This window comes from Cohnella massiliensis, assembly GCF_900169535.1.
Classification (GTDB): domain Bacteria; phylum Bacillota; class Bacilli; order Paenibacillales; family Paenibacillaceae; genus Cohnella; species Cohnella algarum.
This window is the reverse complement of sequence record NZ_LT821259.1, coordinates 2,704,887-2,727,920: the sequence shown is the minus strand read 5'-3', so window position 1 is coordinate 2,727,920 and position 23,034 is coordinate 2,704,887. Positions and strand designations below refer to the sequence as shown.

General features: G+C 60.4%; 17 protein-coding genes. 14 read left to right on the top strand and 3 right to left on the bottom strand.

Annotated features, from left to right (window positions below; translation table 11 throughout):
- The first annotated feature begins 18 nt into the window (after window positions 1-18).
- On the top strand, window positions 19-387 hold the full coding sequence (locus tag B7E11_RS26540) for a DUF5665 domain-containing protein (RefSeq protein WP_139787323.1): 369 nt from the start codon (window positions 19-21) through the stop codon (window positions 385-387).
- Window positions 388-396: 9 nt separating this feature from the next.
- On the opposite strand, the gene B7E11_RS26535 is transcribed toward B7E11_RS26540, so the two are convergent.
- Window positions 397-1,128: a TraR/DksA C4-type zinc finger protein gene (locus tag B7E11_RS26535; protein WP_080841040.1), complete on the bottom strand. Its 732-nt coding sequence runs from the start codon at window positions 1,126-1,128 to the stop codon at window positions 397-399.
- Window positions 1,129-1,408: 280 nt separating this feature from the next.
- Here B7E11_RS26535 and lspA point away from each other — a divergent pair, with 280 nt between their 5' ends.
- The 10 genes from lspA to B7E11_RS26480 all read left to right on the top strand — a co-directional run bounded on the left by lspA (window position 1,409) and on the right by B7E11_RS26480 (window position 14,755).
- Window positions 1,409-1,921: a signal peptidase II gene (gene lspA, locus B7E11_RS26530; protein WP_080841038.1), complete on the top strand. Its 513-nt coding sequence runs from the start codon at window positions 1,409-1,411 to the stop codon at window positions 1,919-1,921.
- The gene (locus B7E11_RS26525; protein ID WP_080840423.1) at window positions 1,890-2,876 is read left to right on the top strand and encodes an RluA family pseudouridine synthase; all 987 of its coding nucleotides are present in this window, start codon (window positions 1,890-1,892) and stop codon (window positions 2,874-2,876) included. Before lspA ends, B7E11_RS26525 begins: the two co-directional genes overlap by 32 nt.
- A gap of 737 nt (window positions 2,877-3,613) precedes the next feature.
- Window positions 3,614-4,867, top strand: coding sequence for an LL-diaminopimelate aminotransferase (locus B7E11_RS26515; RefSeq protein ID WP_080840420.1), 1,254 nt, complete (start codon window positions 3,614-3,616; stop codon window positions 4,865-4,867).
- Window positions 4,868-5,140: 273 nt separating this feature from the next.
- Window positions 5,141-5,719: a bifunctional pyr operon transcriptional regulator/uracil phosphoribosyltransferase PyrR gene (gene pyrR, locus B7E11_RS26510; RefSeq protein WP_080840418.1), complete on the top strand. Its 579-nt coding sequence runs from the start codon at window positions 5,141-5,143 to the stop codon at window positions 5,717-5,719.
- Window positions 5,720-5,774: 55 nt separating this feature from the next.
- Window positions 5,775-7,067 (top strand): dihydroorotase, encoded by a 1,293-nt coding sequence (locus B7E11_RS26505; protein WP_080840417.1) that lies wholly within the window; start codon window positions 5,775-5,777, stop codon window positions 7,065-7,067.
- A gap of 63 nt (window positions 7,068-7,130) precedes the next feature.
- A complete protein-coding gene (carA, locus tag B7E11_RS26500; protein WP_080840415.1) occupies window positions 7,131-8,276 on the top strand; it encodes a glutamine-hydrolyzing carbamoyl-phosphate synthase small subunit in 1,146 nt (381 codons plus the stop codon).
- Window positions 8,263-11,484 (top strand): carbamoyl-phosphate synthase large subunit, encoded by a 3,222-nt coding sequence (gene carB / locus B7E11_RS26495; RefSeq protein WP_080840413.1) that lies wholly within the window; start codon window positions 8,263-8,265, stop codon window positions 11,482-11,484. Before carA ends, carB begins: the two co-directional genes overlap by 14 nt.
- A gap of 93 nt (window positions 11,485-11,577) precedes the next feature.
- The gene (pyrF, locus tag B7E11_RS26490; RefSeq protein WP_080841036.1) at window positions 11,578-12,315 is read left to right on the top strand and encodes an orotidine-5'-phosphate decarboxylase; all 738 of its coding nucleotides are present in this window, start codon (window positions 11,578-11,580) and stop codon (window positions 12,313-12,315) included.
- The gene (pyrE, locus tag B7E11_RS26485) at window positions 12,312-12,959 is read left to right on the top strand and encodes an orotate phosphoribosyltransferase (protein WP_080840410.1); all 648 of its coding nucleotides are present in this window, start codon (window positions 12,312-12,314) and stop codon (window positions 12,957-12,959) included. The genes pyrF and pyrE overlap by 4 nt, the downstream gene beginning before the upstream one ends.
- A 188-nt stretch (window positions 12,960-13,147) precedes the next feature.
- Window positions 13,148-14,755 carry an S-layer homology domain-containing protein gene (locus B7E11_RS26480; protein ID WP_245809828.1) on the top strand — a complete coding sequence of 536 codons (1,608 nt, stop codon included), beginning with the start codon at window positions 13,148-13,150 and terminating at the stop codon, window positions 14,753-14,755.
- A gap of 39 nt (window positions 14,756-14,794) precedes the next feature.
- Here B7E11_RS26480 and nagZ read toward each other — a convergent pair whose 3' ends face one another.
- On the bottom strand, window positions 14,795-16,144 hold the full coding sequence (gene nagZ, locus B7E11_RS26475) for a beta-N-acetylhexosaminidase (RefSeq protein WP_080840409.1): 1,350 nt from the start codon (window positions 16,142-16,144) through the stop codon (window positions 14,795-14,797).
- Window positions 16,145-16,382: 238 nt separating this feature from the next.
- A complete protein-coding gene (locus B7E11_RS26470) occupies window positions 16,383-18,044 on the bottom strand; it encodes a glutamine--tRNA ligase/YqeY domain fusion protein (protein WP_080840406.1) in 1,662 nt (553 codons plus the stop codon).
- Between the two features lie 278 nt (window positions 18,045-18,322).
- Between B7E11_RS26470 and B7E11_RS26465 the strand changes: the two genes are divergently transcribed.
- The 3 genes from B7E11_RS26465 to B7E11_RS26455 are packed head-to-tail and all read left to right on the top strand — an operon-like array spanning window position 18,323 to window position 23,033.
- Window positions 18,323-19,108, top strand: a complete 786-nt coding sequence (locus tag B7E11_RS26465; RefSeq protein ID WP_080840404.1) for an ABC transporter ATP-binding protein — start codon at window positions 18,323-18,325, stop codon at window positions 19,106-19,108.
- Window positions 19,068-20,171 (top strand): efflux RND transporter periplasmic adaptor subunit, encoded by a 1,104-nt coding sequence (locus B7E11_RS26460; protein WP_338026303.1) that lies wholly within the window; start codon window positions 19,068-19,070, stop codon window positions 20,169-20,171. Before B7E11_RS26465 ends, B7E11_RS26460 begins: the two co-directional genes overlap by 41 nt.
- A 3-nt stretch (window positions 20,172-20,174) precedes the next feature.
- Entirely contained in the window at window positions 20,175-23,033 is a 2,859-nt protein-coding gene (locus B7E11_RS26455) for an ABC transporter permease (protein ID WP_080840399.1), read from the top strand.
- Window position 23,034 lies beyond the last annotated feature (1 nt).

Sequence of the window (23,034 nt, the reverse complement as noted above, 5' to 3'; positions counted from 1 at the left end):
TGGACGGGGGGAAAAACGATGGACGAACAAAACCGGATCCACGCCCAATCTAAATCGCGCAAGCCGGGCGCAAAGGAGGAGCCGACGCCGCTCGAGCGCACGCTTCATCTGCTGGCGGCGCGCATCGACAAGCTGGCCGGGGATATGGAAAAGGCGGAAATAAAAGAATACACGAATCTGATGCACCGTCCGTGGGCTTTGATCTGGCGCAACTTCGTTTCGGGCTTGTTCCGCGGCATCGGCATCGCGCTCGGCTTTACTTTTTTCGCGGCAACGATCGTCTGGCTTCTTCAGCTGCTTGGCGCGCTGAACCTGCCGATCATCGGGGATTACGTAGCGGACATCGTCCGGATCGTGCAGCGGCAGCTTGAAATCAATCCGTACTGACGATCGGGCCTACTCGCGCTCGATCTCGTCGGGCTCGAGCAGCGGCTCGCCTTCCCGGTCGGCCAAGTAACGATGATAAGCCCGGTTCCGGACGACGCTGATGTCCGTCCCCGTGATGTCGGTCGCAAGGAAGCTTTCAAGCGGTTCGACGAACCCTTCGTTTTCGTCGGCTTCCGTATAAACCATCTCGTAATCGGAAATGTCGGCGCCCTCCGCCAGGGCCGGACTGTCGGAGTTGCCCCAGGATTCCACGATTTGCCATGCGTCTTCGCCGTCGAATCCGTTTTGGTCGCCTTGGCCGTCGAGCGAAGTGCGGCCGAACGGCGGCTGCAAAAAATATTCTTCGATCGGGCGCTGTTCATGCTCGCGCTGGACGGGCTCGTGCTTGGCGCAGTAGATCGCGGTCGGCTGCGCTTCGAGGCGTTCGGCCGGAATGAAGCCGCCGCAAGCGGCGCAGCGGCCGTATTCGCCGGTGTCCATTCTTTCGAGCGCAGCCTCGATTTTATCCAATCGGAACGCTTGCCTCTCCAGCAAGGCGATGTCTTTGGCTCGCTCGAACGTATCCGTTCCGGCATCGGCGGGGTGGTTGTCGATCCCCGAAAGCTCGCCGGTCGAATCCTTGTATGCGTTGATGAGGCCGAAATGTCCGTTTTGCCGCACGCGTTTTTCCAATTCGCTTTTTTCGTCCAACAGCCTGCGACGCAGCGAGTGCAGCTTTTCCTCCGTCAACTGTGTGGCCATAACCATATGCTCCCTTCCCGTTGGCGTTGCAGGATCCAATCCGTTTGCGGCTTGATCGCGCCGTTAAAGGACGACGAGTCGTTTTTGGCTTTATGCCTCCGGTCTGTAGTTTTCTCCGGTTCGACTGTTTTGCGTCGCGTTCGCCGCGGACATGTTTTGGGCGCGCTGTCGTTTTTTGCATCCTCGTTCGTGGACTCTCCTCTCCCGAGTATGATAAAATCATCAGGAATATGCAGTGAGAGGCGGAGCGCTACGAATGCAACGGAGTCGATTGGGAATTTTGCCGTATTACGGAATTGCCTTGCTTGTATTTATCATCGACTACATCACGAAAAAAATCATCGAACGGAATTTGGAGCTGTACGAGCAAATCCCGGTCATCGGGGATTTCTTCCTCATTACCTCGATTCGGAACCGGGGCGCGGCATTCGGTATTTTGCAGGGGCAGCGGACGTTTTTCGTCATCGTCACGATCGTTGTCGCCGCCGGAATCATCTGGTATTTGCACCGCTCATACCGCAAAGGACATCCGATGCTGCCGACCGCTCTCGCGCTCGTGCTCGGGGGAGCCATTGGCAACTTTCTGGATCGGGCCATTTACGGCGAGGTTGTCGATTTCCTGCAGTTCAACTTCGGCAACTGGACGTTTCCGATCTTCAACATGGCCGACACGTTTCTCGTGTGCGGGGTCGCCCTGATTATTCTGGACACGTTTTTGGAGGAACGCCGGGCGAAGGACAAGAACAAGGAGAACGAAACCGATGACAATGGAGAAGAACAACAGCTTGTTTGATCCGGAACTGCCGGATGAGGAAGATTTCGGGCAACGGGAGCGATCGTGGATCGTGCCGGAGGACCAGGCGGGACAGCGGCTGGATAAGCATGTGACCGACCGGTTTGCGGATGCGTCCGTTTCCCGTTCGCAGGTGCAGGAATGGATTCGGGACGGCGCCGTCGTCGTGAACGGCATGGCGGCAAAGCCGAACGCCAAGCTGGCGGCCGGAGACGCGATAACCGTGACGATTCCCGAGCCCGAACCGATCGAAGCGGCGCCGGAACCGATTCCGCTCGACATCGTGCACGAGGACGAGGACGTCATCGTCATCAACAAGCCGCGCGGGCTAGTCGTACATCCGGCTCCCGGACATGCGTCCGGCACCGTCGTCAATGCGCTGCTGTACCATTGCAAGGATTTGTCCGGCATTAACGGCGTCGTCCGTCCGGGCATCGTGCACCGCATCGACAAAGACACGACGGGCCTGCTGATGGCCGCCAAAAACGACGCCGCGCATCATTCGCTGGCCGAGCAGCTCAAAGCGCATTCGGTCATCCGGCGCTATACCGCGCTCGTTCGGGGCGTCGTTCCCCACGACCGGGGAACGATCGACGCGCCGATCGGCCGGGACAGAAACGACCGCAAAATGTTCGCGGTCACCGACAAGGGCGCGAAGGACGCAGTCACGCATTTTACGGTGCTGGAGCGGTTTGCCGAATATACGCTCGTGGAGCTTCGGCTCGAAACGGGGCGGACGCACCAAATCCGGGTGCATATGAAGTACATCGGCCATCCGCTCGTCGGGGATCCGGTATACGGGGGGCGCGGCGGGCGCAACCTCGGGATCGAAGGGCAGGCGCTTCATGCCGGCGTTCTGGGCTTCGTCCATCCGCGAACCGGACGGACGATGGAGTTCAGCGCCCCGCTGCCGGACGATATGGAGCATGCGCTTTATATGCTCAGGACGCGATGACGGGGAATGCATTTGATGCGTATGTCGATCCGGTTGAGTCGTGGCTGCTCATCTGAACCTCTATACGCCTGCAGCCCCGCTCAAGTTGGATAACCATGACTCATCTCGCCGCCTCAGCGCGCAAGCTGTCGATCCGGTTGAGTCGTGGCTACTCAACTCGACCTTACGCACAAGGCACATTCATGTTGGGCTAGAGTGGATTTTATCCAACGAGGAACGGTCATTTCGGACGAAATGGATGAAACGGCCTTGCTCCATAGGACAAAATCCAACGAAGCCTGCGAACGTAGCGAAAAAGCCGTTTTTGATTTGGACGAAATCCAACGAAGCTCCGCCAAACTCGATTGATCCCGCCAAGAAACCCGCCAACCGTTACGCCGTCCCTGCGCATGAAGCCGCTCTCATCTCCATCCCCCCGCAAAGACGCCTCCATAAGTACCGCAAGCCGAGATTACTTGCGCCAACGCGCCAGTCCCCGCTCCAATGCTTCGTTGTCGCCATAAAGTCTATCTTTCCAAGGTCGGCAAGACGATTTTCCTGGGAGAAAGTTATGCCCTTATCCAGCCAATATTTTTCATTCATTCGGACGAGCCGTTCGCATGAGGGGACTGTGCCCGCTTCGCCCGGCTTTCGGATTTGCAAATCCTGCAAACCTTCTGCGCAAAAATCCATGGTGAGAAACGCGGAATTGCGGCATATTGAGAATGAGAGTAATTTAGGCGAGGAGTGTCGCAAACGTGAGCGTAGAACAATATCAATCCACCTTTATTCAAGAGCAATTCGCCGACCGGATCGGCGGATCCAACTACGGCAAGGATACGAACATTTACAAGTTCGAAAAAATCAAACGCGCCAAAGCCGCCGCCAAAAAAGCGTTCCCCGACGTTGAGCTGATCGACATGGGCGTCGGCGAGCCGGACGAAATGGCGGACGTCGGCATCGTGGCCAAGCTTGCCGAAGAAGCGGCCAAGCCTGAAAACCGCGGCTACGCGGACAACGGCATCGCCGACTTCAAGGTCGCGGCCGCGAAATATTTGAAGGAAGTGTTCTCGGTCGACGGCATCGATCCGGAAACCGAAGTCGTGCACTCGATCGGCTCCAAGCCGGCGCTGGCGATGATGCCGTCCGTGTTCATCAATCCGGGCGACGTGACGATCATGACCGTCCCGGGCTACCCGGTCATGGGCACCCACACGAAATATCTCGGCGGACAAGTCTACAACGTGCAGTTGACGAAGGAGAACAACTTCCTGCCGGATCTGGACGCCATTCCGGAAGAGATCGCCCGCAAGGCGAAGCTGTTTTACCTGAACTATCCGAACAACCCGACGGGCGCGGCCGCTACGGCCGAATTTTTCGTGAAGGTCGTCGCTTGGGCGAAGAAATACAACGTCGTCATCGTGCACGACGCTCCGTACGCGGCGCTGACGTACGACGGCGTCAAGCCGCTCAGCTTCCTGTCGGTGCCGGGGGCGAAGGACGTGGGCGTCGAGCTTCACTCCCTGTCCAAGTCGTACAACATGACCGGCTGGCGAATCGGCTTTGTCGCCGGCAACCCGCTCATCGTCAAAGCGTTCAGCGATGTGAAGGACAACAACGATTCCGGCCAGTTCATCGCCATTCAGAAAGCGGCCGCCTACGGCCTGGCGAACCCGGCCATCACCGAGGCGATCGCGTCCAAATATTCGCGCCGCCACAACCTGCTCGTGGCCGCGCTCAACGAAATCGGCTTTAAAGCCGAGAAGCCGAAGGGCTCGTTCTTCCTGTACGTCGAGGCGCCGAAGGGCATCAAGGGCGGCCAGCGGTTCGAGACGGCCGAGGATTTCTCGCAATATTTGATCCGCGAAAAGCTGATCTCCACCGTGCCTTGGGACGACGCCGGCCATTTCGTCCGTTTCTCCGTCACGTTCATCGCGCAAGGGGAAGAAGACGAGCAGCGCGTCATCGGCGAAATCAAGCGCCGGCTGACGGACGTGGAATTTGAATTTTAATTCATAAAACTGCATAAAAATAAATACAATCCTGTTGACAACGGGTGTCGAAAGTGCGATAATCTCAGATAAATGAACGGTTGCCTTTAACTCAGTCCAGAGAGGCTGGCAAGGTGGCGTAGCGCACGACCCGATTCGGTCGCGGCCTGATTTCGCAAGCGGACGTCTGTCCGCCTCGCGGTCAAGCTGTGGCTAATCCTGTCGACATACACCTCCTTGCGTCTTATGCAAGGAGGTTTTTTTATGCCTTCATCGCCAGCGGGAGGGTTCGTTATGCAGGAGTTTCAAAACGTCATTATGGATGAATCCGCCATCCGGCGGGCGCTGACCCGAATTGCCCACGAAATCGTGGAAAAGAACAAAGGAATCGACGGCTGCGCGCTGGTCGGCATCCGGACGAGGGGCGTTTTTCTGGCGCGGCGGATCGCGGAGCGCATTCGGGACATCGAAGGCCGCCCGATCGGCGTCGGCGAGCTGGACGTGACCCGGTACCGGGACGACCGGCCGAGCGATGCCGACGCTTCCTCCGTCGTGCCGGGCCTCGTTAGCGCGGAAGGCGACAAGCCTTTCGACATCAAGGACAAGCGGATCATTTTGTTCGACGACGTGCTCTATACCGGCCGAACGATCCGGGCGGCGATGGACGCGCTGATGGATTGCGGGCGACCCCAGGCGATCCAGCTGGCCGTCCTGGTCGACCGGGGACACCGGGAGCTGCCGATCCGGCCGGATTACGTCGGCAAGAACGTGCCGACCTCCAGGCAGGAGAAGATCGAGGTCTCCCTGAGCGAAGTGGACGAAAACGACTGCGTCCTCATCATGCACCCGCGGGAAGCGGAAGTGGAAGTGTAAAGCCGGTCATCGAACGGATCGGAGCAACAGACGGATACGAGGAGGCCTTTCGAACATGACGACATGGATCTTAAACGGCTTGACGGTGAACCCGGAAACCGGAGAACTTTCGAAAAAGCATTTGAAAATAGAAAACGGCAAAGTCGCCGAATGGGCGGACGGCGAGACCGCGCCCGACACGGCCGGCGCCGAAACGATCGACGCCGCGGGCAAGCTGATTTCCCCGGGATTCATCGACATGCACGTGCACCTTCGCGAACCCGGCTTCGAATATAAGGAAACGATCGCGAGCGGCACCCGCTCGGCGGCCAAGGGCGGCTTTACGACGATCGCCTGCATGCCGAACACCCGTCCGGTGGCGGATTCCCCGGAAACGGTGCGGCTGGTGCTGGACAAAGCGGCGACCGAAGGCGCGGTCAAGGTGCTGCCTTACGCTGCCATCACGAAAAACGAGCTCGGCCGCGAGCTGACCGACTTCGCCGCGCTCAAGGAAGCGGGCGCGATCGGCTTCACCGACGACGGCGTGGGCGTCCAGAACGCGCAAATGATGAAGGACGCGATGGCGCAGGCCAAGTCGCTGGGCCTTCCGATCATCGCCCACTGCGAGGACGATTCCCTCGTCGTCGGGGCTTCGGTGACCGATGGCGCGTTTTCCCGCAAGAACGGTCTTAAGGGCATTCCGAACGAATCCGAGGCGATTCACGTGGGACGGGACATTTTGCTGGCGGAGGCGACCGGGGTTCACTACCATGTCTGCCACGTCAGCACCGAACAGTCGATCCGGCTCATCCGGCTCGGCAAATCGGTCGGCGTCCGCGTGACGGCGGAAGTTTGCCCGCACCACCTGGTGCTGTCGGACGAGGACATTCCGGATTCGATGGACGCCAACTGGAAGATGAACCCCCCGCTGCGGACGCCCCGCGATGTCGAAGCTTGCATCGAGGCGCTCGAGGACGGGACGATCGACATCATCGTGACCGATCACGCGCCGCACAGCGCGGAAGAGAAAGCGAAAGGACTCGAGCGCGCCCCGTTCGGCATCGTTGGCTTCGAAACGGCGTTCCCGCTGCTGTACACGAAATTCGTCAAGACCGGAAGGTGGACGCTGCCGTTCCTGCTCCGCCGCATGACGAGCGATCCCGCCCGGGTGTTCGGGCTGGAGACGGGGACTTTGGCCCCCGGTTCGGCCGCCGACGTCACGCTGATCGACCTCGAAACCGAGAAGGAAGTCGATCCGGAAACGTTCCTGTCGCTCGGGCGGAATACGCCGTTCGCCGGTTGGAAGCTTTCCGGCTGGCCGGCGCTGACGATGGTCGACGGCAAGGTCGTCTGGAGCGAACAGGCTTAAGCTTGTCGCTTGTAAGGCATACGAGGCGTTTTTGCTCACGCAAAGACTTGAGGAGGAAAAGGGATGCAAGCGAGATTGTTACTGGAAGACGGCACACTGTTCACGGGCCTCGGATTCGGCGCGGAAGGCGCGTCCACCGGCGAAGTGGTGTTCAATACAGGCATTACCGGATATCAGGAAGTTCTGTCCGATCCTTCCTACTGCGGACAGATCGTCACGATGACGTTTCCGCTGATCGGCAATTACGGCATTAACCGGGACGACTTCGAGTCGATTCGCCCTTACATTCACGGCTTCGTCGTGCGCCGTCACGAGCCGGTGCCGAGCAACTGGCGGGCGCAGTATACGCTGGACAGTCTGCTCAAAGAGTACGGCATCATCGGCATCGGCGACATCGACACGCGCATGCTGACGCGGATTTTGCGCCGCCACGGTACGATGAAGGGGATTCTGACGACGGGAACCGAACGGGTGGAAGAGCTGCGGGAGCGGCTTAACGCCTCCTCGCTGCTGCGCGACCAGGTCGCCCGCACGTCGACGAAGCAAGTGTTTTCCAGCCCGGGCAACGGCGAGCGGATCGTGCTGATCGACTACGGAGCCAAAAGCGGCATCCTGCGCGAGCTGACACAGCGCGGCTGCGACGTCGTCGTCGTCCCGCACGACACGACGGCCGACGAAATCCGCCGGCTGCATCCCGACGGCATCCAGCTGTCGAACGGCCCCGGGGACCCGAAGGACGTCCCGCACGCCGTCGAAACGGTGCGCCAGCTGCTCGGCGAATACCCGCTGTTCGGCATCTGTCTCGGCCACCAAATTTTCGCGCTCGCTTGCGGGGCCGACACCGAAAAGCTGAAATTCGGCCACCGCGGCGGCAACCACCCGGTCAAGGAGCTTGAAAGCGGCCGCTGCTACATTACATCGCAAAACCACGGCTACACGGTCAAGGAAGAGTCGATCCGGGGCACGGAGCTGACCGTGACGCACATCAACAACAACGACAAAACGATCGAAGGCCTGAAGCATAACCGCTATCCGGCCTACACGGTGCAATATCACCCGGAAGCGGCTCCGGGTCCGTTCGACAGCGGCTACCTGTTCGACCGGTTCCTGGAGATGATCCGCGAGCACAAACGCAACAACCCCGAACGGCCGCGCCAGGCACAGTTGGCGGAGACGCTGAGAGGAGAACTGCAATATGCCCAAAAATAACGACCTCAAAAAAATTCTCGTGATCGGCTCCGGCCCGATCGTCATCGGACAAGCGGCCGAATTCGACTACGCCGGCACGCAGGCTTGCCAAGCGCTGAAGGAAGAAGGACTCGAAGTCGTCCTGATCAACAGCAACCCGGCCACGATTATGACCGATACCAATATGGCCGACAAAGTGTACATCGAGCCGATCAACCTCGAGTTCGTATCCCAGATCATCCGGCAGGAGCGTCCGGACGGATTGCTGCCGACGCTGGGCGGACAGACCGGCCTCAACATGGCGGTCGAATTGGCCCGCGCCGGCGTGCTCGAGCAGGAAGGCGTCAAGCTGCTCGGCACGCAGCTGTCGGCGATCGAGCGCGCCGAGGACCGCGATCTGTTCCGCGAGCTGATGCGCGAGCTGGGCCAGCCCGTTCCGGAGAGCGTCATCGTGACGAGCATCCAGGAAGCGGTCGATTTCGCGAACGAAATCGGCTATCCGGTCATCGTGCGCCCGGCTTATACGCTGGGCGGCACGGGCGGCGGCATCGCGGCGACCGAGGAAGAGCTGCGCGAAACGGTCGACAGCGGCATCCGCTACAGCCCGATCGGCCAATGCCTGGTCGAGAAATCGATCGCGGGCATGAAGGAAGTCGAATACGAAGTGATGCGCGACGCGAACGACAACTGCATCGTCGTCTGCAACATGGAAAACTTCGATCCGGTCGGCGTCCATACCGGCGACAGCATCGTCGTCGCGCCGAGCCAAACGCTGTCGGACCGCGAGTATCAGATGCTCCGCTCCGCATCGCTGAAAATCATTCGCGCGCTCAACATCGAAGGCGGCTGCAACGTGCAGTTCGCGCTCGATCCGCAAAGCTATCAATATTACGTCATCGAAGTCAACCCGCGCGTCAGCCGCTCTTCGGCGCTCGCTTCGAAAGCGACCGGCTACCCGATCGCCAAAATGGCCGCCAAAATCGCGATCGGCTACACGCTCGATGAAATCGTCAACCCGGTTACGGGGCAGACCTATGCCTGCTTCGAGCCGACGCTGGACTACATCGTCAGCAAAATCCCGCGCTGGCCGTTCGACAAATTCGTCTCGGCGAACCGCAAGCTCGGCACGCAAATGAAGGCGACCGGCGAAGTGATGGCGATCGGCCGCACGTTCGAGGAATCGATCCACAAAGCGGTTCGCTCGCTGGAAATCGGCACGCACCGCCTGCTGCTCAAGGGCGCGGGCGAAATCGCCGACGACGTGCTTCGCACGCGCCTCGCGAAGCCGGACGACGAACGGCTGTTCCTCGTCGCCGAAGCGTTCCGCCGCGGCTGGACGCTGCAGGACATCCAGGACTTGACGAGCATCGACTGGTGGTTCCTGGACAAAATCGAACGCATCGTCGCATTCGAGGACGTTATTCGCCGCGAGCCCGGACTCACGGCCGAGACGCTGCTTAAGGCAAAGCGCATGGGCTTCACCGACCGCGCGATCGCCGAGCTGCGCAAGGAGGGCCAAGGCGTTAGCGCGGCTCACGCGGACGAAACGGCCGTTCGGGAATACCGGCTGCAGCAGGGAATCAAACCCGTTTATAAAATGGTCGACACCTGCGCCGCCGAATTCGAAGCTTCGACGCCGTACTACTACTCGACTTACGAGACGGAAAACGAAGTGATCCCGAGCGCGAAGGGAAAGATCGTCGTGCTCGGCTCCGGCCCGATCCGGATCGGCCAAGGCATCGAGTTCGACTACTCGACGGTTCACGCCGTGTGGGCGATCCGCAACGCCGGCTACGAAGCGGTCATCATCAACAACAACCCGGAAACGGTATCGACGGATTTCAATACGTCGGATCGGCTGTACTTCGAGCCTCTCTTCTTCGAAGACGTCATGAACGTCATCGAGCAGGAGAAGCCGATCGGCGTCATCGTCCAGTTCGGCGGCCAAACGGCGATCAATCTGGCGGGCCCGCTGTCCCGCGCCGGCGTGCGCATTCTCGGCACGTCGCTCGACAGCATCGACGAGGCCGAAGACCGCAAGCGGTTCGAGGCGCTCCTTCGCCGGCTGAACATCGCGCAGCCGAAGGGCACGACCGTCACTTCCGTGGACGAAGCGGTAGGCGCGGCGGCATCGCTCGGCTATCCGGTGCTCGTCCGCCCGTCCTACGTGCTGGGCGGCCGCGCGATGGAAATCGTCTACTCCGACGACGAACTGCTCGCTTATATGAAAGAAGCGGTGAAAATCAATCCGGAGCATCCCGTCCTGATCGACCGCTACATGCTCGGCAAGGAAATCGAAGTCGACGCCATCTGCGACGGCGAAACGGTGCTCATTCCCGGCATCATGGAGCATATCGAACGCGCGGGCGTCCACTCGGGCGACTCGATCGCGGTCTATCCGCCGCAGTCGCTGTCGGAGGAAATCAAGCGGCAAGCGGTCGACATCACGACCCGCATCGCGAAGGAACTGAAGACGGTCGGGCTCGTCAACATCCAGTTCGTCATTTGGAACGAGCAGGTGTTCGTCATCGAAGTCAATCCGCGTTCGTCGCGCACGGTGCCGTTCCTGTCCAAGGTGACGAACGTGCCGATGGCGAATTTGGCGACGCAGGCGATTCTGGGCGTCAAGCTGGCCGACCTGGGCTATTCCGGAGGCCTGTGGCCGGAAGACGAGCACGTATCGGTCAAAGTGCCGGTGTTCTCCTTCGCCAAGCTGCGCCGCGTCGACCCGACGCTGACGCCGGAAATGAAATCGACCGGCGAAGTGATGGGCCGCGACCGCCATTTCGCCAAGGCGCTGTTCAAAGGGCTGCTGGGCGCCAACATGAAAATCCCGACCTCGGGTTCGATCATCGCGACCGTCGCCGACAAGGATAAAGAAGAAGCGATCGAAATTTTGCGCGGCTTCTACAAATTGGGCTACAAGCTGCTGGCAACCGGAGGCACGGCGGAAGCGCTCGAACAAGCGGGGATGCGCGTCACGCGCGTGAACAAGCTGAGCGAGAACTCGCCGAACATCCTCGACCTGATTCGCACCGGACAGGCGCAATTCGTCGTCAATACGTTGACGAAGGGCAAAACGCCGGAGCGCGACGGGTTCCGGATTCGCCGCGAAGCGGTGGAAAACGGCGTCGTCTGCCTGACGTCGCTCGATACGGTCCGCGCGCTGCTGAACATGCTGGAGTCGCTGCGCTTCTCCAGCGAAGCGATGCCGGTGCTTACGCCTTAACATTCGCGCTTTTGCCCGGTCTCCAGCTACTGCCGGAGATCGGGCTTCTATGTGACATTTTACGTTAAAACAAGGGAGCTGAACGTGTTGACGATGCGTCTCACACGCGAGCAAGCTGCCGCCAAGGTGATGGTAGCGCTCGACAAACCCGATGCCGAAACGGCATTGCGCCTCGCCGACGCGCTTCACGGCACCGGCTGCTGGATGAAAGTGGGCATGGAGCTGTTCTATGCCGCGGGCCCTTCGGTCGTCCGCGAGCTGAAAGCCCGGGGCTTCAAAGTGTTTCTCGATTTGAAAATGCACGACATTCCCAACACGGTGCGAGGCGGCGCCCGGAGCATCACGCGGCTCGGCGTCGATATGTTCAACGTGCACGCGGCAGGGGGAAGCGCGATGATGGGGGCCGCCATGCAAGGCGTGGAGGATGCGCTCGGGGAGGGCGACGCGGACGAGAAACCGATCGTCATCGCCGTGACGCAGCTGACGAGCACGAGCCTCGCCGTGCTTAACGAGGAAATCGGAATTGCAGGCACGGTCGAGCAGGCGGTCGTAAACTATGCGAAGCTTGCCGCCAGCGCCGGTCTTCGCGGCGTCGTCGCCTCGCCGCTCGAGGTCGAAGCGATCAAGCTCGCCTGCGGTCCGGAATTTCTCACCGTGACGCCGGGCATTCGGCCGCGCGGTTCCGACATCGGGGACCAGTCGCGCATCACGACACCCGGCGACGCCGTCCGGGGCGGCACCGATTATCTCGTGATCGGGCGGCCGATTACCGGCGCTCCCGATCCCGCCGTTTCGCTTCAATCGATCCTTGAGGAGATGAGCGCATCATGACCACTGTATCCATAGACCGCCTGCCGACCGAAGTCGCCGGCGCCTTGCTGCGCATCCAGGCGGTGGCGCTGCGCCCGAACGAGCCGTTTACGTGGACTTCGGGGCTGAAGTCGCCCATTTACTGCGACAATCGGCTGACGATGTCGTTTCCGGAAATCCGCGATCTGATCGCAGAAGGCTTCGCCGCCATCATCCGGGACCAATATCCGGACTGCGAAGCGGTCGCCGGCATTGCGACGGGCGGCATTCCCCATGCGGCCTGGGTCGCCCAAAAGCTGAGCCTGCCGATGCTGTACGTGCGGGACAAGGCGAAGGGGCACGGCAAGACGAACCAGATCGAAGGCAGCTTCAAACCCGGCCAAAAAGTCGTGCTGATCGAGGATTTGATCTCGACCGGCGGGAGCTCGCTCAAGGCGGCGGTAGCCGTCCGCGATGCCGGCTGCGAAGTGCAGGGCGTCGTCGCGATTTTCACGTATCAGTTCGAAAAGGCGACCGACGCGTTCGCGGCGGAAAACATTCCACTGCATACGCTGTCGAACTATACGGCGCTCGTCTCCGTCGCGCTCGAGACCGGAGCCATCCGCGAGGAAGACGTCGCGCAGCTGAAAGCGTGGCGCGAAAATCCGGCGGCTTACGGCGTATAAGCTTGTCGGCGCATCTTTGCATCACCCCCGTTTCGGTCGAAACCGGCGGGGGTATTTTTTTTGAGCGCGCCGGAACCCGATTCCCAATATTTACGCGTGCTTGCCCGTGCTGCTTCTCTGATAGGATAGAGGGATAGAGGCAAAAGAGGATAGAGGGATATCTGTCCTGCCGGAAAGAGGTGCGGGTTTTGCGTTTTTATCGTTTGTTGAATTTGGGGTTGGCCGCCTTTCTCGCCTGCGGGATCGCGCCGCCGGCGTTTGCGGCCGGAACCTCGGTCGGAACGCCGTTTCGCGATATCGCGTCCAGCTTCGCCAAGGCGGATATCGCCGCGTTGTACGCAAAAGGCATCGTCGGCGGAACGAGCGCCGATACGTTCAGTCCGAAGCGGGGGGTCACGCGCGCGGAATTCGCGGCGCTCCTGATCCGTCTGTTCGGGCTTGAGCCGGTGGCGAGCCGCATTTCTTCTTTTATCGACGTTCCGCTCGGCGCATGGTATTACGGTTCGACGGAGGCGGCGTCCCAGCTCGGCATCGTGAACGGGACGGGGGCCGGCGCGTTTCGCCCGGCGGCATCGCTGACGCGGGAGCAGGCGGCTGTCCTCCTGGCGCGGGCTTTAAAATTGGAGGGTTATGGCGGCGGCGAATCGTCTTCGTACGAGGACGCGGACGACATAAGCGTTTGGGCGGTCGCCTCGGCGCAGGTTGCGACGGAAGCGGGGCTGATCGAAGGGGATAGCGAAGGCCATTTCCGTCCGCAGGATGCGCTGACCCGCGAGGAGACGGCCGCGCTGCTGAACCGGATCGTTCGGAACGACGAATGGGCGGACGGTCTGGAGCGCGAGCCGGAAATGGGGCTGCAGCTCGGCTGGCAGTACTTGCAGACGACGGCGGAATTTATCGCAAGCGTAAAGCGGTCGACCGTGAATACGCTCGTTCCGCGCGTCTTTTTTCTGGAATCGGCTTCGGCGGTTTCAGACAGCACGGACGAAACGCTTGTCCGATGGGCGGACGAGAGCGGGAAACAGGTGTGGGGGATGGTCGGCAACCGATCGGATGCGGAGCTGACCCATCGACTGCTTGAAGACGAGAGCAACCGGCAGGACGTCATCGATCAGCTCGTCGCTTACGTCGACCATTACGGAATGGATGGTCTTAATCTCGACTTTGAAAACGTGCTGCCAATAGACCGCTTCGGCTTGACCGCCTTCGTCGAAGAGTTGGCCTGCCGGCTGCACCGGATCGGGGCGGTGCTGTCGGTGAACGTTTCCCCCGATCTCGGTTCCGACTGGACGGCGGCGTTCGACTACGCCGCTTTGGGGGAAGCGGCCGATTATATCGTCCTGATGGGGTACGACGAGCATTGGGGCGGTTCCCCGGTTGCCGGATCGGTCGCTTCGCTGCCGTGGGTGGCGAGCGGCTTGGACACGCTGCACGAGGCCGTGCCGGCGTCGCGGACGATTCTCGCCTTGCCGACGTACACCCGGAAATGGACGCTTGCGCCGTCCGTCTCCTCGACGATTTTGTCGATCCGCGAGCAGGCTGCGGCCGTCGAGTCGCTCGGGGCGGGGAGTTGCTCCTGGGACGAGACGATCGGACAGTACGTCTACACGTTCGCCAAGTCGGGAACGACGTACAAGATTTGGGCGGAGGACAGCCGCTCCCTCGCGCTGAAGACGGCGGAGGCCGCGAAGCGGGGGATGGCGGGGCTCGCCTACTGGTACATCGGCGGCGAGACGCCCGATATTTGGCCGGCCGTCCGGAACGCGGCCAAGTACGCATCGTTCGCGTCCGGCTGACGGCGGCCGGGCGTTCGGCTGCATTCGAAGATGCGGGATTCATTCGATTCGACCGCGCCAATCGCGAATCCTGGCATTGAGACCGTCAAGGTCGGGCGCTTCCGTTTCCTCGTCGGACAGGCGGGCCCGCTCTTTCAGCTTCAGGATGCGATAGACGCTCTCGTCGATCCGGGTTTCCGCGATCGTGCCGTCCTTGACGCAACGGACAAGCGACTCGAAAACGGCCCGTTCGTTGTCGTAACCGTGGCCGATCAGCAGGATGTCGACGCCCGCTTCCACGGCATCGGCGGCGGCGTCGGCCAGCTTGTAGTTTTTGACGATCGCGCCCATTCCCAAATCGTCGGTCATGACGACGCCGTCGTAGCCCATTTTTTCCCGGAGCTGCGTGCCGACAATCGTCTTCGACAGCGAAGCCGGCCGCTTTGGATCGACTTTCGGAAATAGAATATGGGCGACCATGATCGCTTCGGCTTGCTCCTTGACCGCGGCCTGGAACGGGAGCCATTCCTGCTTCGCCAACTGCTGCGGCGTCTTGTTCACGACGGGCAAATCGAGGTGGGAATCGACGGACGTGTCGCCGTGCCCCGGAAAATGCTTGACTACGGGAATGACGCCGCCCCCGCGAATGCCCTTCATGGCTGCGATGCCCATTTCGGCCACGCGTTCGGCGGAACTGCCGAACGAGCGATCGCCGATGACGGGATTGTCCGGGTTGCTGTTGACGTCCAGCACGGGCGCGAAATCCATATTTAAGCCGAAAGCCAGCAGCGCTTCGGCAAGCAGATTTCCCATTTCCTCGGCCTGCTCCGGCTTGCCGCCGGCGCCGACGGCGGCGCTGGCCGGAAACGGTTCGACCTCGTCCGGCAAACGGCTGACCCGGCCGCCTTCCTGGTCGACGCCGATGAAGATCGGCGCGGGATTCCCTGCATTTACGCGTTTGATCGCGTTAATGAGGGAGACCGTTCCGCGGACATCCGATATATTGTCCCCGTACAGGATGATGCCGCCGATTTTGTGTTCGCGGATCATTTTTATCGCTTCGTCGTCAAGCTCGTCGCCTTCGATGCCGGCCAACACCATTTGCCCGATTTTCTCCTCCGGCGTCATGTTCCGGATCTTCAACCGGATCGGATCTTCGGAGGCGGACGGCGGGGCTGCGGAAGAAGGGGAAGCTTCCGGCGGAACCGTTGCCGAAGGCGGCGCATTTTCGCCGGTTGCCGGGTTCGGCGCCTGTTCGCCCCCGGCCGTCGCCGTCGGCGGCGAAGTGGCGGTCGAAGCGGTCGGCGATGCGGAAGGGGAAGCGGGCGGCTCGTTATTCGCAGCGCATCCGGCTGCTCCTGCGATCGCGGCGGCAAGCAGAGCGAGTCTCGCGAGCGGACGCCATTTCATGGGACGGTCACTCCTTTCGGGCAATACGTTACGGGCGGCAAACGGTGCTCCAGGAAAAACAGACTTGGATTCGCACGAAACGAAACTTATCCTTTCCGAATCGTCGAACAAAAATAGCGGTCGTTCCCGACCGCTATTCGCGCACGTATTGAAGCTGACCTGTCTTGCGGTTACCGTAAACGCCCCTGCGCCGGGAACTGCCCGCGCCCAAGACCGCGCGAGCGGGCGTTCGGCTTGCTTAAGCTTTGGAAATGTCGAACGAGCTTTTGAGCGAGACGACCCGGTTGAACACCGGACGCCCGGGCTCGCTGTCCTTCGGATCGACATTGAAGTAGCCGTGCCGGAAAAACTGGAATTTCTCCTGGGCCGCCGCATCCTTCAAGCCCGGCTCGACGAAGCCTTGCAGCGTCGTCAGCGAGTTCGGGTTCAGCCGCTCGAGAAACGGGGCGTCGTCGTCCTCTTCGTCTTCCGTAATAAGCGGCTCGTACAGACGGAATTCCGCGGGCGCCGCCTGCGAGGCGTCGACCCAGTGAATCGTGCCCTTCACCTTCCGGCCGGTAAAGCCGGAGCCGCTCTTCGTCTCGGGATCGTACGTGCAGCGAAGCTCCACCACTTCGCCGGCTTCGTTTTTGATCGCTTCCTCGCACTTGATGAAGTACGCGTGCTTGAGCCGGACTTCGTTGCCGGGAAACAGCCGGAAGTATTTGCTCGGCGGATTTTCCATGAAATCGTCCTGCTCGATGTAGATTTCGCGCGAGAACGGAATTTGGCGGTAGCCCAACTCCGGGTTTTCCGAATTGTTCTCGGCGTCCAGCCATTCCGTCTGCCCTTCCGGATAGTTCGTGATGACGACTTTCAGCGGCCGCAGAACGGCCATCGTCCGCGGACACTTCAGCTTCAAATCCTCGCGGATGAAGTGCTCCAGCATTTGCTCGTCGACGACGCTGTAGCTGCGCGCGACGCCGATCTCGCGGCAGAACGCGCGGATCGCCTCCGGAGTGTAGCCTTTGCGGCGAAGGCCGGAAATCGTCGGCATGCGCGGATCGTCCCAGCCGTCGACGGCCTTTTCGTCCACGAGCATTTTGAGCTTCCGCTTGCTCATGACCGTGTTCGTCAGGTTCAGCCGCGCAAATTCGTACTGCCGGGGGGTATGGGGCATTTCGGTTTCCCGGACGACCCAGTCGTAGAACGGCCGCTGATCCTCGAATTCGAGCGTGCATATCGAGTGCGTGACGCCTTCGATCGCGTCCTCGAGCGGGTGGGCGAACGCATACATCGGGTAAATGCACCATTGGTCCCCGGTATTGTGGTGCGTCGCGTGAACGACGCGGTAAATGACCGGATCCCGCATGTTGATGTTCGGCGACGACATGTCGATTTTGGCGCGGAGCACCTTGGCCCCGTCCGGAAACTCTCCGTCCTTCATGCGCCGGAACAGGTCGAGGTTTTCCTCGACGGAGCGGTTGCGGTACGGGCTCTCCTTGCCGGGCTGCGTCAGCGTGCCGCGCGTTTCGCGGATTTCGTCCGCGCTTTGATCGTCGACGTAGGCGAGCCCCTTGCGGATCAGCAAGTTGGCGCGGTCGAACATTTCGCCGAAATAATCCGAGGCGAAAAACAGTCCGTCCCAGTCGAAGCCGAGCCACTGCACGTCCTTTTTGATCGATTCGACGTATTCGGCGTCTTCTTTTAACGGATTCGTATCGTCAAACCGCAAATGGGTGCGGCCTTTGAATTCGTCGGCAAGCTCGAAGTTCAGGCAAATCGACTTCGCATGCCCGATATGCAGATAGCCGTTCGGTTCGGGCGGAAACCGGGTGACGATTCCCTTCACGCGGCCTTCGGCCAGATCCTCGGCGACGATGTTTTTGATAAAGTTCGATGACGACGTTTTGCTGTCCAATCCGACCAACCTTCCCTAGGAATTCTCTTGTTATTCCTTCATCATACACAAAATATCCCCTTCTTATAAAGAGGAAAGCAAAAAAATAAGCGCCGGAAGCCCTTTCTGTCGCAAGCTGCCGAAAAAATAGGCCCATCCTCCTCTCATCTTTCTCATAAAAAATTGCTAAAGACGTAACTTTTCCTCGGTTTGGATCGTTATAATTGATGGAGCCATGGGGAAAGAACTGCATTCGTCGTCAATTTTTGCTATAGGCAACAGGGGGAGGAGCCAGAATCATGCGGTCATGGTTGCAGCGAAAAAAAGGTCCCGAGCCGCCGAAATCGATTGCGGCCGTCCTTGAGCCCTCGGAGCGGGAGCAGCCGTCCGATGCCGCTTCCGCGCCGGCGGAGCCGCTTTTGACGGTGCGCGGGGTGGAGCGCTCGTTCGACGTCGGCAGCCAGAAGCTGCGCGTGTTGAAAGGAATCGATTTGCAGTTATATCCGAAACAGCTCGTCATGCTGAAAGGCCGGTCCGGCTCCGGCAAAACGACGCTGATGAACTTGATGGGCGGGCTCGATACGCCGACCGCCGGCGAAATTTATTTTCAGGGACGCCCCTTTCACAAATTGGACGACCGTAAGCGAACCGAGGTGCGCCGCAGCGAAATCGGATTTATTTTTCAGGCTTACGCGCTGCTGCCGCTGCTGTCGGCTTACGAGAACGTGGAGCTGACGCTGCGGATGGCGGGAGTTCCGAGAACCCAATGGAAAAAACGGATCACCGAATGCCTGGAAATGGTGGGGCTCGCGAAACGGATGCACCATCGGCCTTCCGAGCTTTCCGGGGGAGAACAGCAGCGGGTCGCGATCGCCAAGGCGATTTCGCATCGGCCGAGCTTGCTGCTGGCGGACGAACCGACGGCCGAGCTGGATTCGCAGATGACTGCCCAGATTATGGGGGTTTTTCGGGACATCGTTTCCGCGGAGAAAGTGACGATTTGCATGACGACTCACGATTTGACGATATTGGAGGTTGCAGACCATGTCTATGAAATGGTGGACGGCGTATTCGTATCCAAGTGACCGGAAAGGAGCTTGGCGCGGCTCCAAGCGCAAGCTGGCTTCGGCGTTCGCCGTCCTGTCCTTGAGCGCGGCGCTGGCCGGCTGCTCGCTGCTGCCCGACGAGCCGGAAGAGGAGGACCTGTCGGCGATCCAGCTGCCGCAAATTTCGAAAAAGCCGGAATACGAAGTTACCACGAAGACGTTGGAGACGAAGGTTCAAGGCACGGGCAAAATCATGTCCGAAGAGGAAAAAACGCTCTACTATACTTCTTCTTCTTTGGAAGGCAAAAGACTCAAAACGCTGTACATATCAAACGGCGACGCCGTGAAAGCGGGACAGGTCATCGCCGAACTGGACGTGGAAGATTTGAAAAAATCGCTCCGCAGCCAGAAGCTGCAATTCCGGAAGCTCGAGCTCGACATGAAAAACACGCTCCGCCAAAAGGACGAAATGGATCCGCTCGAATTCGAGCAAAAGCAAATCGAATTCGAGGAAGCGCGCCAGGCGATCACCGACATGGAGCAGGACATCGCCGCCGCCGTGCTTACCGCGCCTTTCGGCGGAACGGTCGTCTCGGTGAGCGCCGAGGAGGGCAAGCAGATCAAGGCGTACGACCCGATCGCGGTCGTGGCCGACACGAGCCGTCTCGTCGTCGCCGCCAAGCTTTCGAGCGACAATCTCGCCAAGGTCGCCGTCGGGATGGAGGTCAAGGTATCCATCAATAACGTCGGCGAGCTGACGGGCAAAATCAAGGCGCTGCCCGAGCCGTCGAACGACCAGGAGAATCCGGGCGAAGCCCAGATCGACAAGGTGAGCAATTATTTGCTCGTCGACGTTCCGGATCTGCCGGCGGAAGCGACGAGAGGAACGCCGCTTACGGCGTCGGTCGTCACCAACCGCAAGGAAAACGCCGTCGTCATCCCGACTTCCGCGCTGCGGACGATCGGGGCGAGAACGTACGTGCAAGTCGTCGAGGCGGACGGCAGCAAGCGGGAGGTCGATATCGAAGTCGGCCAGCAGACGTCGACGGACGTCGAAGTGCTCCAAGGATTGACTCCGGGACAGAAAGTCGTGGGTCGGTAAGCTATGGGCGCGCTCATTCGTTTTTTATTCCGAAAAATGTGGAACACCCGCTGGCTGACGCTCAGCACGCTCGCCGGCCTGCTCTTCGCCGTGGCGTTCACGACGAGCATTCCGATGTACGCCGACGGGGCGCTGAAGCGGGTGGTCGCCCAATCGCTCCAGGACAACAGCGAGGGGCTGCCGGCCGGATCGCTTTTGCTCCGCTATCAATCGACCGACGGAAAGACGGATTTGAACAGCTTTGCCGACGCGGACCGTTACATTACCGAAGACGTGCCCGCGGCGATCGGCTTTCCGATCGAAGCGGAGCAGCGCAGCCTGACGATCCGCAATACGCAGGTTACGCCGGAAGACCCGACCAAGGTCGACGCGAGCCGGACGAGAACGATGACGCTGGCCGCCTTCGGCGGGCTTAAAGACCAAGTCGAGCTTGCGGGCGGCAAATGGTTCGCGGACCGGGCCGCGGCGGACGGAACGCTTCAAGCCGTCATGATGGAGGAGGCGATGTTCCGCAACGATCTGCATGTCGGCGACGTGCTGCTCTACCCGATCTACGGCGGATTGAACATTACGCTCCGCGTGGAAATCGTCGGCTCCTACAAGCCGCTCGACGAAACGAGCGCCTACTGGTATCAGGGGCTTGACAGCCTGATGAACACGCTGTTCATCGCCGACGACGCGATGCTCCAGGACGTTGCCGGTGCGCAAGGCATTCCGCTGCAGACGGCGAACTGGTACGCGGCGTACGATCTTCGCGACATCCAGACGAGCCAGCTGTCGGATTTGAGCGCCACGCTTGGCCGGATCGACATCGAAGCGTACCAGAAGCTGAAAGGAACCGGCGTCGAGCTTTCGTTCGCCGACATGCTGAGCGATTTCCGCCGCGACAGCGTGCAGCTGCAGACGATGCTGTTCATGCTCGCGGCGCCGATGATCGCGATGGTGTTCTACTTCATTACGATGAACGCCCGCCAATCGCTGGAGAAGCAGCGTTCCGACATCGCGGTCATGCGAAGCCGGGGCGCGGGCACGCGGCAAATTTTCATGCTGTTTTTGCTCGAAGGCGTTTTGCTTGGCGCCGTTTCGCTCGTCGCGGGTCCATTCATCGGCTGGTTCATGGCCAAAAGCATCGGCTCGGCCAGCGGATTTCTCGAATTCGTCAACCGGAAGGCGATTCCCGTCGGATTCGGAACGGACGGGATTTTGGCCGGAACCGCGGCCGTGCTCGTCGCCATCGGGGCCGCCGTCATTCCGGCGCTCGTCTTTACGCGGACGTCGATCGTCGACTACAAGCGGAAGATGGCGCGGGCGGACCGTTCGCCGGTATGGCAGCGCTGGTTTCTCGACGTCGCGCTGCTCGGCGTCGCCGGCTACGGCTGGTACTTGTTCAACGAACGCCAGATGGTGTCGTTCGCGACCGGCGTCACGACGGACCAGCTGAACGTCCAGCCGTTTCTGTTTTTCGTGCCGGCGCTCGCGATTTTCGCCGCCGCGCTCGTCTTTTTGCGGCTGTTCCCGCTGCTGCTGAAGCTGTTCAACTGGATCGGAAAGTCGTTTCTTCCGGTGTCGCTTTACTTGACGCTCACGCAGCTGTCGCGTTCGTCCCGCTCGTATTACCCGCTCATGATTTTGCTGATTTTGACGCTGGGGCTCGGCGTGTACAACGCTTCGGCCGCGCGCACGATCGGGCTCAATTCGGAAGAGCGGATTTTGTATAAATACGGCGCCGACGTCATCGTTAAAACGAGCTGGGAAGCAAGCCCGGAATTCGAAGCCCCGTCCGGCGGTTCCGGCGGCGGCGGCCAGGGGCAAGGCGGAGGAGGTTCGGGCGGCGGCGGCGGCCAGACGCCGACGGTTACCCGGGTCAACTACAACGAGCCGCCGTTCGAAGTGTTCCGCACGCTTCCCGGCGTGGAGCACGCCGCAAGGGTGCTGCAAACGAAGGCGAACATTACGATTTCCGGGCGAACGGCGGGGCAAGGGACGATCGTCGGCATCGACAACGTCGATTTTGCCCGGGTCGCCTGGTTCCGCGACGATTTGTATCCGGCCCGTCCGTACAAATATCTCGAATTGATGGGGAAAGCGCCTGAATATGCGCTCGTCAGCTCGAACCTGGCGAACCAATACAACATGAAAATCGGGGATATCGTGCAAACCGTGCTGCAGGAGCAGCCGGTCGAGTTCGTGGTCGCGGCGATCCTTCCGTATTGGCCCGCCCAATATCCGGACCAGTCGCCGTTCATCGTCGCCAATCTGGACTACATCTACGACCAGGCGCCGCTTATGCCCTACGACGTGTGGCTGAAGATGGAACCCGACGCCTTGACGGCTCCGATCATTCCGGTGCTGCAAGAGAAAAGCATCCAGATCGCGTCGATCGACGACGCCCGCAGCGAGCTGATTACCCAGGCGAAGCATCCGGCCCGGGGCGGCGTGTTCGGCATTTTAAGTCTCGGATTCCTCGTGACGATCATCGTTTCGCTGTCGGGCTACATTTTGTTCTGGTTTTTCAATTTGTCGGGAAGAATCGTGCAAATCGGGACATTGCGGGCCATGGGCTTGTCGCGCGGGCAATTGACCGGCATGCTGCTTTTGGAGCAGATTTTTACGGCAGGGCTTTCGATCGGTCTCGGCATCGGCATCGGCAAGGCGACGAGCCTTCTGTTTCTCCCGTTTTTGCAAACGACCGACAACGCCGCCAATCAAGTGCCGCCGTTCAAAGTCGTGTTCGACAATGCCGACGATTTCCGGCTGTACGGCGTCGTCGGCGTCATGATGGCGATCGGCATCGCGATGCTCGTGACGCATATTCGCCGCTTGAAAGTGCATCAAGCCGTCAAGCTGGGAGAGGAGCGGTAAC

Excerpts from the sequence above, each read along its gene's own strand:
- B7E11_RS26540 (WP_139787323.1), top strand. The coding sequence starts at position 19 with ATGGACGAACAAAACCGGATCCACGCCCAATCTAAATCGCGCAAGCCG.
- B7E11_RS26535 (WP_080841040.1), bottom strand. The coding sequence starts at position 1,128 with ATGGCCACACAGTTGACGGAGGAAAAGCTGCACTCGCTGCGTCGCAGG.
- B7E11_RS26525 (WP_080840423.1), top strand. The coding sequence starts at position 1,890 with ATGACAATGGAGAAGAACAACAGCTTGTTTGATCCGGAACTGCCGGAT.
- pyrR (WP_080840418.1), top strand. The coding sequence starts at position 5,141 with ATGCAGGAGTTTCAAAACGTCATTATGGATGAATCCGCCATCCGGCGG.
- B7E11_RS26505 (WP_080840417.1), top strand. The coding sequence starts at position 5,775 with ATGACGACATGGATCTTAAACGGCTTGACGGTGAACCCGGAAACCGGA.
- carA (WP_080840415.1), top strand. The coding sequence starts at position 7,131 with ATGCAAGCGAGATTGTTACTGGAAGACGGCACACTGTTCACGGGCCTC.
- carB (WP_080840413.1), top strand. The coding sequence starts at position 8,263 with ATGCCCAAAAATAACGACCTCAAAAAAATTCTCGTGATCGGCTCCGGC.
- pyrF (WP_080841036.1), top strand. The coding sequence starts at position 11,578 with ATGCGTCTCACACGCGAGCAAGCTGCCGCCAAGGTGATGGTAGCGCTC.
- pyrE (WP_080840410.1), top strand. The coding sequence starts at position 12,312 with ATGACCACTGTATCCATAGACCGCCTGCCGACCGAAGTCGCCGGCGCC.
- nagZ (WP_080840409.1), bottom strand. The coding sequence starts at position 16,144 with ATGAAATGGCGTCCGCTCGCGAGACTCGCTCTGCTTGCCGCCGCGATC.
- B7E11_RS26465 (WP_080840404.1), top strand. The coding sequence starts at position 18,323 with ATGCGGTCATGGTTGCAGCGAAAAAAAGGTCCCGAGCCGCCGAAATCG.
- B7E11_RS26460 (WP_338026303.1), top strand. The coding sequence starts at position 19,068 with ATGTCTATGAAATGGTGGACGGCGTATTCGTATCCAAGTGACCGGAAA.
- B7E11_RS26455 (WP_080840399.1), top strand. The coding sequence starts at position 20,175 with ATGGGCGCGCTCATTCGTTTTTTATTCCGAAAAATGTGGAACACCCGC.